The sequence below is a fragment of the Bradyrhizobium sp. UFLA03-84 genome, assembly GCF_002289535.1.
GTDB lineage: Bacteria > Pseudomonadota > Alphaproteobacteria > Rhizobiales > Xanthobacteraceae > Bradyrhizobium > Bradyrhizobium viridifuturi.
In genome coordinates, this window is the sequence record NZ_NSJY01000005.1 from 389,319 (window position 1) to 400,953 (window position 11,635).

Consider the following 11,635-nt stretch of genomic DNA (forward strand, 5'->3'; position numbering starts at 1 on the left):
AGCGTGGCGGGACTTTGACCGCCATGACCGACACGCAACAGGATCAAGTCGGATCGATGACCGGCTTGATCCTGTGCGAGTTGGTTCAGAACGTAACGGCGCTTACGCCGCCTGCTTCTTCGGCGGGAAGCGACCGTAGAAGGTCTCGCCCTTGGCCGCCATGTCCTCGAGCAGCTTCGGCGGCGTGAAGCGCGAGCCGTACTTCTTCTCGAAGGCGTGACAGAGCGCGACGAAATTCTTCGTCCCCATGAAGTCGATATAGGACAGCGCACCGCCGGTGAACGGCGCGAAGCCGAAGCCGAGGATCGAGCCGACATCCGCCTCGCGCACGTCGGTGATGACGTGATCCTCCACGGTCCGCGCGGCTTCCACCGCCTGCACCACCAGGAAACGCTGCTTCAATTCCTCGACGCTGAGCGTGTCGGGATCGAGCTGTTTCGGCTGCAGACCGGCGAGCCCCGGCCACAGGCTCTTCTGACCCTTGCCCTTCTCGGGATAGTCGTAGAAGCCCTTACCGTTCTTGCGGCCGAAGCGGCCCTGCTTCTCGACCATCTCGACGATCAGCTTCTTCTGCGCCTGGTCGATCGCGTTGGGGCCGAGATCGGCCTCGGTCGCCTTGGTGATCTTGAGGCCGAGATCGAGTGCGACCTCGTCCTGCAGCGACAGCGGCCCGACCGGCATGCCGGCCATCTTGGCGGTGTTCTCGATCATCGCCGGCGGCACGCCTTCGAGCAGCATCTCGTTGCCCTCGGAGATGTAGCGCATCACGCAGCGGTTGGCGAAGAAGCCGCGGCTGTCGTTCACCACGATCGGCGTCTTGCCGATCGCGCGGACATAGTCGAGCGCGGTCGCCAGCGCGACATCGCCGGTGTTCTTGCCAAGGATGATCTCGACCAGCATCATCTTCTCGACCGGCGAGAAGAAGTGGATGCCGATGAACTTGCCTTGGTCCTTGAACTCCTCGGCGAGCGAATTGATCGGCAGCGTCGAGGTATTGGAGGCGAAGATCGCGCCGGGTTTCAGCAGCGGCTGCGCCTTGGCATAGGTCTCGGCCTTGACCTTGCGATCCTCGAACACCGCCTCGATGACGAGGTCGCAATCCGCGATCACGTTGTAGTCCGATGTCGCCGAGATCCGCGCCAGGATGGCGTCGGCCGCCTCCTGCTTCATCCGGCCCTTCGCGATCAGGCCGTCGACCACGGTCTTGGCGTGGCCCTTGCCCTTGTCGGCGCTCTCCTGGTCGCGATCGACCAGCACGACGTCGATGCCGGCCTGCGCCGAGACATAGCCGACGCTGGCGCCCATGAAGCCGGCGCCGATTACCGCGAGCTTCTTGACCTTGGTCGGCGGCACGCCTGGCGGGCGGCGCGCGCCCTTGTTCAGTTCCTGCATCGACAGGAACAGCGAGCGGATCATCGCCGCCGCCTCCTTCGAGCGCAGCACCTTGGCGAAGTAGCGCGACTCGACCCGCAGCGCAGCGTCGATCGGCAACTGCAGGCCCTCATAGACGCAGCTCATGATGGCGCGCGCGGCCGGATAATTGTCGTAGGTCTCGCGGCGATAGATCGCGTTGCCGGCCGGGAACATCTGCATGCCCATCTTGGAGAAGACGGGGCCGCCGGGCAGCTTGAAGCCCTTCTCGTCCCACGGCGCGACGGCCTTGCCGCCGCCCTTGATCCAGTCCTTGGCGGCCTTGATCAGATCGGCTGCGGGCACCACAGCGTGAATCAGGTTGAGCGCCTTCGCACGCGTGAGATTGACGGCCTCGCCCTTGAGCAGCAACTGCATCGCATCCGCCGGCTGCACGAGACGCGGCACGCGCTGGGTGCCGCCGGCGCCGGGGAACAGGCCGACCTTGATCTCGGGCAGGCCGAGCCGGGTCTTCGGGTTCTCGGCCGCGACGCGGTAGTGGCAGGCCAGCGTGATCTCGAAGCCGCCGCCGAGCGCGAGCCCGTTGATCGCGGCGACCCACGGCTTGCCCGAGGTCTCGATCGCGCGGAACGACAGTGACATCTGGCGGCTCTGCTCGAATAGCATCTGGTTCGCGGCTTCCTCGCCCTTCTCCTTGAAGAGTTGCGCGTAGGCGCGGTTCATGCCCTCGAGCATCGAGAGGTCGGCGCCGGCGCAGAACGCCTCCTTCGCCGAGGTGATCACCACGCCCTTGATCGCTGCATCGCTGGTCGTCTGCTTGATGATCTCGCCGATCTCCTGGGTGGAGATTTCATCGAACACGTTCATCGAACGGCCCGGGATGTCCCAGGTGACGAGCGCAATGCCGTCGGCGTCGACGTCGAACTTGAAATTCTTGTAAGCCATGTTGCTCGCTCCCCTCGCCTCAGACGCGCTCGATGATGGTGGCGGTGCCCATGCCGCCGCCGATGCACAGCGTCACCAGCGCCGTCTCCTTGTTGGTGCGCTCGAGCTCGTCGAGCACGGTGCCGAGGATCATGGCGCCGGTCGCCCCGAGCGGATGGCCGAGCGCGATCGCGCCGCCATTGACGTTGATCTTGGCGTTGTCGATGTCGAACGCTTGGATGTAGCGCAGCACCACAGAGGCGAACGCCTCGTTGAGCTCGAACAGGTCGATATCCGACTTCTTCATGCCGGAGCGCTCGAACAGCTTTTCGGTGACGTCGACCGGGCCGGTCAGCATCATCGCGGGCTCCGAGCCGATATTGGCGAAGGCGCGGATTTTCGCGCGCGGCTTCAACCCTAGCTTCGCTCCTGCCTCCTTGCTGCCGAGCAGCACGGCACCGGCGCCGTCGACGATGCCGGAGGAATTGCCGGCGTGATGCACATAATTGACCTTCTCGACCTCGGGGTGCGACTGCACGGCCACCGCGTCGAAGCCGGCCATTGCCGCCACCGCCGCGAATGACGGCTGCAGCTGCGCCAGCGACTGCATCGTCGTGGTCGGGCGCATATGCTCGTCCTTGGCGAGGATGGTCAGGCCGTTGATGTCCTTGACCGGCACCACCGACTTCTTGAAGCGGCCCTCGTCCCAGGCCTTGCCGGCGCGCTGCTGGCTCTGCACCGCATAGGCATCGACATCATCGCGGGAGAATCCGTATTTGGTCGCGATCAGATCGGCCGAGACGCCCTGCGGCATGAAATAGGCCGGCACCGCCATCGAGGGATCCATCGGCCAGGCGCCGCCAGCGGCGCCGAGGCCGACGCGGCTCATCGATTCCGCGCCGCCGCCGATCACGAGCTCATGCTGACCACTCATGATCTGCGCCGCGGCAAAGTTCACCGCGTCCAACCCTGAGGCGCAGAAACGGTTGATCTGCACGCCCGGCACCTTCTCGCCGAGTCCGGCGTTCAGCGCGGCGAAACGCGGAATGTCGCCGCCCGCCTCGCCGACCGGATCGACGATGCCGAGCACGACGTCGTCGACACTGTCCTCGGCAAGGTTGTTGCGCTCCTTCAGCGCCTTCAGCGGCACCGTGGCGAGCGCCAGCGCGGTGACCTCGTGCAGCGCGCCATCGGCCTTGCCGCGGCCGCGCGGGGTACGAACGTGATCGTAGATGTATGCCTCAGGCATGACGCCCTCCTTGATATGAGGATCATAATATATACGGAAGGAAGCGCCGCCGCATGGGTGCGGCGGCAATTATTCAGAACGCTTCCGCGGCCAATTCCATCGTGGTGGCGCTGCCGGTCTGGATCCGGGCCAAATGCACCGCGGTCTCCGGCAGCAGCCGCTCCATGAAGAAGCGGCCGGTCACGAGCTTGGTGTTGAGATAGGGCGTCGTGCCGGCGGCGGCCTTGTCCTGCGCCACCTTGGCCATCTTCGCCCACATGTAGCCGAGCGCGACGAGGCCGAACAATTTCATGTAATCGGTTGCGGCGGCGCCGGCATTGTCGGGCTTGGTCAGCGCGTTCTGCATCAGCCAGCCGGTGGCCTGCTGCAGATGGCCGAGCGCGGTGGAGAGCGGGGTGATGAACGGCTTCATTGCCTCGTCGGCGCCATGCTCCTTGGCGAAGGCGCCGACCTCGCCGAAGAACGCCATCGCGGCGCGGCCGCCGTCGCGCGGCAGCTTGCGGCCGACCAGATCGAGCGCCTGGATGCCGTTGGCCCCCTCATAGATCATCGCGATGCGGGCATCGCGCACGAATTGCTCCATGCCGTGCTCGGCGATGTAGCCGTGGCCGCCGAACATCTGCTGCGCCGAGACCGTGTTGGCGAACCCGGTGTCGGTCAGGACCCCCTTCAGCACCGGCGTCATCAGGCCCATGTGATCGTCGGCGGCCTGACGGTCCTTCGGGTCGTTGGAGCGGTGTGCGACGTCGCTCTTCAGCGCGGTCCACACCACCATAGCGCGCGCGGCCTCGTTGAAGGCGCGGATCGTGAGCAGCGTGCGGCGCACGTCGGGATGCACGATGATCGGATCGGCCGGCTTGTCGGCCTCCTTGACGCCGGTCAGCGAACGGCCCTGCAGACGTTCGCGCGCGTAGGCGACCGCGTTCTGATAGGCGACCTCCGACTGCGCCAGGCCCTGCACGGCGACGCCGAGGCGAGCCTCGTTCATCATCACGAACATGCCCTGCATGCCCTTGTTCTCTTCGCCGATCAGCCAGCCGGTGGCGTTGTCGTAGTTCATCACACAGGTGGAATTGCCGTGGATGCCCATCTTGTGCTCGATCGAGCCGCAGGTGACGCCGTTGCGCGCACCCAACGAGCCGTCACCGTTGACCAGCACTTTCGGCACCACGAACAACGAGACGCCCTTGATGCCGGCCGGCGCGCCTTCGATACGCGCCAGCACCAGATGGATGATGTTGTCGGCAAGGTCATGCTCGCCGGCGGAGATGAAGATCTTGGTGCCCGTGATCTTGAAGCTGCCGTCCGGCTGACGCACGGCCTTGGTGCGGAGCAGGCCGAGGTCGGTGCCGCATTGCGGCTCGGTCAGGTTCATGGTGCCGGTCCACTCGCCCGCGACCATCTTCGGCACATAGGTCTTCTTCTGCTCGGGCGTGCCGTGCACCAGCAGCGCCGCGGTCGCGCCCATGGTCAGGCCGCCATACATCGAGAACGCCATGTTGGCGGAGATCTGGAATTCGTTGACCGCCTGCGAGAGCGTCACCGGCAGGCCCTGGCCGCCGAATTCGGTCGGCGCCGAGAGGCCGAGCCAGCCGCCCTCGGCGACCTGCTTGTAGGCGTCCTTGAAGCCCTTCGGCGTGGTGACGCTGCCGTCGTCATTACGCCTGCAGCCTTCGAGATCGCCGACGCGATTGAGCGGTTGCAACACCTCTTCGCTGAGCTTGGCGGCCTCGCCGAGGATCGCTTCGCGCACATCGGCGGACGCATCGGTGAAGCCGGGAAGATTGCCGTAGCGGTCGATCTGGAAAACGTCATTGAGCAGGAAGCTGACGTCTTCGACGGGGGCTTTGTAGGTCGGCATGCTGATCTCCCGGCTGGCTCGTGGCCGCATGTGCGGCCGATGCTGCGCAGCTTTTCCTTGGGTTTGCTGGAACGGACCTTATCCGCTTCCGGAGGTCCGCGGCAGGTGCTAGCGAGACTAACGCGCGATGCGATTAGGTTGAATGGTCATCGCGCTTTAGGTCCTTGTTGAGCATGATCTTTTCGGAAAACCGCTGCGCACTTTTCCGGATCATGCGTTACGATTGCGACGTTGCGCCGCTCTGCTTCATCAACTCCTCGCCCATCATCCGATGCAGCAGGTTGATCGCCTTGAGCGGACGCACCATCACCTTGAAATGCGTGATCCGGCCGTCACCGTCGAACGTGATGATGTCGACGCCGTTGAGCTTGATGCCGTCGATCTCGTTCTCGAATTCGAGCACCGCGCCGTTGTCGTTCTTCCATTCGCCCAGATATTTGAAGGTCGGGCCGCCGAGTACCTTGGCGGCGCTGGTCAGATATTTGAAGGTGATGTCGCGGCCGCGCTGCGGCGTGTGCACGACCGGGCTTTCGAACACCGCGTCGGGATGCAGCAGATCCCACAGAGCGGCGGTGTCGTGGGACTTCATGTAGGCGTACCACTTGTCGAGGCCCGGCTTGCTCATTCGGACGTCTCCTGCGGCGGGGGTTGTAAGAAGCCTGAACATCGGCCGCGCGCGACAAGGCGGCATGCCGATCACCATATGCATATTGACGCATATGCACATTAACGCATAAAGTCAAGCGAACTTCAGGATGCCGAACTCGGGAACTCAAATGGAGGTGGGCGTTGGCACTCGGTGACGCAATCCTCGCCTGCCTCACGGAGCGTCCGATGACGGGCTATGAGCTCGCCAAGACGTTCGACGCCTCGATCGGCTTCTTCTGGAAGGCCGACCATCAGCAGATCTACCGGGAGCTCTCCCGGCTGCGCGACAAGGGCCATGTCCAGGGCCGCGAGGTGGTGCAATCCGGCAAGCCGAACAAGCTGGTCTACACGCTGACGGCCGAGGGCCGCGCGGCGCTGAAGCACTGGGCGGCGCGACCGAGCGTCCCGCCTTCGATCAAGGACGATTTGCTGGTCCGGCTCTATGCGCTCGACTGCGTCGACATCGAGCCGCTGCGCACCGACCTGATGGCGCGGCTGGAACATCATCGCGACCGCTATGAGCGCTACGAGCGCCTGCTCAACAAGCGCTTCCCCGACGGCACCGCGCCTGCCGCCGATGTCGGCAAGATGCTCAGTCTGCGGCTCGGGATGCGCCACGAGCGTGTCGTGGTGGAGTGGTGCGAGGAAGCGCTCGATGCGCTGTCGGCAATGTCAGGCCGCGGCAACGTTACGCCGCTCGACGACGGCAAGCGCGAAAGCAACGGCTAGAAACAAACGTCGTCCCGGCTTGCCGTGTTCGTCATGCGCGGCTGAATCCGCTCTGCCGGAAAACGATAGGCCTGTCCTGATCCGGCGCAACAGGTTCCGGGAATCCCTAACTTTAAGGCCCGCCGACTGCATTCCTTAACCCGTTATTTACCGTGACGGGAAAAAGTCAGCAGCTGAAGCAGACGACCAGCGCAGAATTCGATTGTCTCTTAACGGGAATGCGCGGGGAGGCTGCGGGCGCAGAGTATGGCGCCGGAGTCGGGACCGGACGGAATCATGAATTCGCGCGTATCGTGGAGTGTTGACGGCATCGATCCCTCCGTCCGCGACAGGGCCGAAGCGGCTGCGCGTCGCGCCGGGATGTCGCTGAACGACTGGCTCAATTCCACCGTCGGTGAGCCGAGCCCGCCGGATTGGCGCACGGAGCAGCGGCAGCCGATGCCGAGCCGGGAAAGCCGCGAAGTCGCCGACATCCATCAGCGGCTCGACGCGATCACCCGCCAGATCGAGCAGATTGCAAAACCGATGACGCGCGCCGAAGCCGTGCGCGCCGAAGTGCCGCGCGGCCAGCCCGCGGTGGCACGGCAGCTGAACGATGCGATCTCGCGCCTCGATGCGCGGCTGTCGCAGATCTCGCGGCCGCAGCCGACGCGCGAACCGCAGCCCCAGCCCCAGCCGCAGCCGCAGCCGATGCGTGAAGCCCAGATGCAGCGGGAGCCTCAGATCAACGACCGGCAACTGGAGGAGCGGCTGCGCCAGGCGGAAGCGGTCGAGCGCGCCGCAGCCCAGATCTACCGCCCCTCGCCGCCGCTGAGCCCGGCGTCGTTCGATTCCGCGATCGCGGAAATCGCTGCGCGCCAGAACGAGCTCGACGACCCCACGCCCCGGCAGATGCCACAGCGCAGCGCGCCGCCGACGCAGCAGTCGGCACCGCCGATGGCCGCCTACGCGCCGCCGCCGGCGGCGCCCGCCGGCCCGGACTTCTCCTCGCTCGAGCGTCATCTGCTCAAGATCACGAGCCAGATCGAGGCGCTGCAGCGGCCCGACCATATCGAGCAGTCGATCGCGTCGTTCCGCGGCGAGCTCGCGGAAATCCGCCAGGCGATCACCGAGGCGATGCCGCGCCGGGCGATCGAGTCGATCGAGAACGAGATCCGCTCGCTGCATCACCGGATCGACGAGATCCGTCACGACAGCAACAACGGCCAGGGCCAGGCGATTGCCGGCATCGAACGCGCGCTGTCGGAGATCCGCGAGGCGCTGCGCACGCTCACGCCCGCCGAGCAGCTCACCGGCTACGACGAGGCGATCCGCAATCTCGGCGCCAAGCTCGACATGATCCTGCGCGCCAACGACGATCCGTCGACGGTGCATCAGCTCGAGAGCGCGATCGCGGCGCTGCGCGCCATCGTCTCCAATGTCGCCTCCAACGACGCGCTGCTGCAGCTCTCCGGGGACGTGCATGCGCTGGCGGCGAAGGTCGACCAGCTGTCGCAGATGTCGCGCGGGGATTCCTACGGCGACGCCTTCGCGGGGATCGAGCAGCGCATTGCGGCACTGGCCTCGTCGCTGGAAGGCCGCGAGCGGCCGGCCGGCTATGACAACACCGATGCGATCGAGGGCGCCCTGCGCTCGCTGTCGGAGCGGATCGACCGCCTGCAGGTCGGCAACGACAGCTCGTCGGCATTCACCCATCTCGAACAGCGCGTCTCCTATCTGCTCGAGCGCCTGGAGTCCGCCGACCAGCGCTCCGGCAATCTCGGCCGGGTCGAGGAAGGGCTGCATGACATCATGCGGCACCTCGAGGCGCAGCACGCCCATATCGCCTCGCTCGCCGACGCCACCCGCAACAGCGCCAATACATCAGCGCCGCAGCCGATGATGGATAGCGGCATCGTCGATCTGGTGAAGCGCGAGCTGTCCGACATCCGCTTCAGCCAGTCGGAGACCGATCGCCGCACCCAGGATTCGCTGGAGACGGTTCACAACACGCTCGGCCATGTCGTCGATCGGCTGGCGATGATCGAGAGCGATCTGCGCACGGTGCGCACCGCGCCGCCGCCTGCCCCTGCGCCGGCCGAACTGCGGATGGACGCGCCGCGGATGGAGATGCCGCGCGCGGCGATGCCGCAACCGGTCGCGCAGCCCCAACCTGAATCGTACAGGCCGGAATCGTACCGGCCCGAATTGCCCAATCCTGCGCAGGCGCAGGAGCACTTCATGTCCGCGCCGCGCGAATTCCATGCCGCACAGCCGGTCGAGAGCGCACCGCCGCCGCTGCCGCCGCGCGCGATCAGCGAGATCCTCGAGCCGCATGCGGCGTCCGCACGCGCTGCGCTCGCACCGGAACTGCCGCCGGATCATCCGCTCGAGCCGGGCACGCGCCCGTCGGGCCGGGCGTCGTCGCCGTCGGAGCGGATTGCGGATTCCGAGCGCGCGATCTCCGATCTGCCCGCGGGCAAGAAGGAGCCGGTCTCGACATCGAGCTTCATCGCCGCCGCGCGCCGCGCCGCGCAGGCCGCCGCCGCGCAACCGGTCAACGAGAAGGCGGCGCGCGCAGCGAGCAAGGCCGCCGCCAAGGCCAAGGAGAAGGCCGACAAGGCCGCGAAGGCTGCCGCCGCCAAGGCCGGCGTCAAGGCCGGCGCGCCGGCGGCTGCCGCAACCGAAGCCCAGCCTTCGACCATCACCTCCAAGATCCGCTCGCTGCTGGTCGGCGCGAGCGTGGTCGTGATCCTGCTCTCCACCGCCAAGATGGCGATGAACCTGCTCGATACCAGCTCCGCGCCGCAGGCGCCTGCGATCGAGCAGCGCGAGCCGGCCGCACCTGCCATGCAGCCGCCCGTTGAAAATCCTGTGACCCCGGCACCGGCTGCGCCATCCGGCGTGCCCGGGCCGTCGATGACCTCGCCGACCCCGCTCGGCCGTCAGTCCAACAACACCGCGGCGCCGAACACGCTCGACAGCGCGCAGGTGACGATTCCTCAGGTGGCCCCTGCACCGGCCGCCGCGCCGGAGCCCGCCGCGGCGCCACCGGTTGCCGCCGCCAGCGATATCACCGGCACGATTCCGACCGCTCCGCCGCTCGGCGGCAAGCTCGCGACGATCCAGATTCCGGCCGGCGAGAAGCTGCCCGAAGCGATCGGCGGTCCGGCGCTGCGCACCGCCGCGATCAAGGGCGATGCGGCCGCGGCCTACGAGGTCGGCATCCGCTATGCCGAAGGCAAGGGCGTGCCCGCCAATGTCGACGAAGCCGCCAAATGGTACAGCCGCGCGGCGCAGGCCGGCGTGGTGCCGGCGATGTTCCGGCTCGGCACCTTCTACGAGAAGGGTCTCAGCGTGAAACGCGACTTCGACGTGGCCCGGCGCTATTACGTGCAGGCCGCCGAGCGCGGCAACGCCAAGGCGATGCATAACCTCGCCGTGCTCGACGCCGATGGCGGCGGCAAGGGCGCCGACTACAAGAGCGCTGCGCAATGGTTCCGCAAGGCGGCCGATCGCGGCGTTGCCGACAGCCAGGTCAACCTCGGCATCCTCTATGCCCGCGGCATCGGGGTCGAACAGAACCTCGCCGAGTCCTTCAAATGGTTCAGCCTCGCCGCCGCACAGGGCGACGCCGACGCCGGCCACAAGCGCGATGATATCGCCAAGCGGCTCGACCCGCAGTCGCTCGCCGCCGCGAAGCTTGCGATCCAAACCTTTACCCCCGAACCGCAGCCGAGCGATGCGGTCAATGTGCCGGCCCCGGCCGGTGGCTGGGACGGCGCCCCCGCGCAGCCCGCGGCGGCGAAGTCCGTCAAGCCACCGTCGAAGCGGACCGCGGCGCTGGCGGCTCCCGCTCACTAAAACGAGAATGGCAACGGCGCCTCGACGGCGCCGCTGTCCTATCCCTCCCGCCTTCCGCCGTGTAGACAGGCGCGCAGTCCCGCCCCAGCGGCGTGTGCGTCCCGGAGGACCAGGTTTGTCTGTCGACGATCGTCAGGATGATGGCACCAGCCACCGTTCGTCGCCGACCGGTCCCCGCGTCGCGCCCCCTCGCCAGACGCCGTCGCCGTTTGCCGCGCGCCCGAGCGCTGCGCCGCCGCCTCCGCCGCGGCAAGGAAACGTGGCCCCGCCGCGCGGTACCTTCCGCTTCTCGCTCCCCTCCATCATCATCTTCGTGCTGCTGCTGTCGAGCGTCGCCATTCAGGCCTACCGCGACCTGTCGCGGCCGGGCGCCTGGGACTTCTGGCGCGAGACCTACATCGCCGCGAGCATGACCTCGGCGGTGATATCAGACGTCGACATCGACGGGTCGGGCCGCGGCCGGCGCGCGCTCGCGATCAGCGGCAAGATCGGCTCGGCCAGCGCGAGCTGGTTCCGCGACCGGCTGAGCGAGGCCCGTCTCGCGCCAGGTGATGCCGTGCTGCTGTCGTCACCGGGTGGCGCGCTGAATCAGGCCGCCATCATGGGCGAGGTCATCCGCACGCACGGGCTGGTCACCGCCGTCGCGACGGCCGATGCTTCGGGCAAGCTCCGCCCCGCAGCCTGCGCCAGCGCCTGCGTCCTGGTCTATGCCGGCGGTGCGACCCGCTATGGCGTCGCGGGCTCGCGGCTCGGCGTGCACCGCTTCACGACCAGCGCACCGGTCAGCGATCCGCTCGCCGAGGCGCAACGCATCCAGGGCATGGTGCTCGGCTACATGACCAAGATGGGCGTCTCCTCCGGGATCGTGGAGGCGATGTCGCAGACCTCGGATATCCGCTGGTTGAGTGCGAAGGAAGCGCTCGCGCTCAACCTGATCACCAGGCCCGTCGACCAGCCCTGAGGCATGATCCGGACCCGAAGGGCCGCGTTAGCGCAAAGTGCGGAGCGGC

At 66.9% G+C, this 11,635-nt stretch carries 7 protein-coding genes; 3 read left to right on the top strand and 4 right to left on the bottom strand.

Annotated elements, in window-relative coordinates; translation table 11 throughout:
- Nucleotides 1–102 precede the first annotated feature (102 nt).
- The 4 genes from CK489_RS04625 to CK489_RS04640 form a co-directional block, all read right to left on the bottom strand.
- Nucleotides 103–2,316: an FAD-dependent oxidoreductase gene (locus CK489_RS04625; RefSeq protein WP_095731452.1), complete on the bottom strand. Its 2,214-nt coding sequence runs from the start codon at nt 2,314–2,316 to the stop codon at nt 103–105.
- Nucleotides 2,317–2,335: 19 nt separating this feature from the next.
- On the bottom strand, nt 2,336–3,544 hold the full coding sequence (locus CK489_RS04630) for an acetyl-CoA C-acetyltransferase (protein WP_095731453.1): 1,209 nt from the start codon (nt 3,542–3,544) through the stop codon (nt 2,336–2,338).
- Between the two features lie 73 nt (nt 3,545–3,617).
- Nucleotides 3,618–5,405: an acyl-CoA dehydrogenase C-terminal domain-containing protein gene (locus tag CK489_RS04635; RefSeq protein WP_095731454.1), complete on the bottom strand. Its 1,788-nt coding sequence runs from the start codon at nt 5,403–5,405 to the stop codon at nt 3,618–3,620.
- 217 nt (nt 5,406–5,622) lie between these two features.
- Nucleotides 5,623–6,030: a nuclear transport factor 2 family protein gene (locus CK489_RS04640; protein ID WP_095731455.1), complete on the bottom strand. Its 408-nt coding sequence runs from the start codon at nt 6,028–6,030 to the stop codon at nt 5,623–5,625.
- Between the two features lie 164 nt (nt 6,031–6,194).
- Here CK489_RS04640 and CK489_RS04645 point away from each other — a divergent pair, with 164 nt between their 5' ends.
- From CK489_RS04645 to CK489_RS04655, 3 genes are all read left to right on the top strand, one after another.
- On the top strand, nt 6,195–6,782 hold the full coding sequence (locus CK489_RS04645) for a PadR family transcriptional regulator (protein WP_095731456.1): 588 nt from the start codon (nt 6,195–6,197) through the stop codon (nt 6,780–6,782).
- A gap of 276 nt (nt 6,783–7,058) precedes the next feature.
- Nucleotides 7,059–10,625, top strand: coding sequence for a tetratricopeptide repeat protein (locus CK489_RS04650; RefSeq protein ID WP_095731908.1), 3,567 nt, complete (start codon nt 7,059–7,061; stop codon nt 10,623–10,625).
- A 115-nt stretch (nt 10,626–10,740) separates the two neighbouring features.
- Nucleotides 10,741–11,586, top strand: coding sequence for a COG3904 family protein (locus CK489_RS04655; RefSeq protein ID WP_095731457.1), 846 nt, complete (start codon nt 10,741–10,743; stop codon nt 11,584–11,586).
- Nucleotides 11,587–11,635 lie beyond the last annotated feature (49 nt).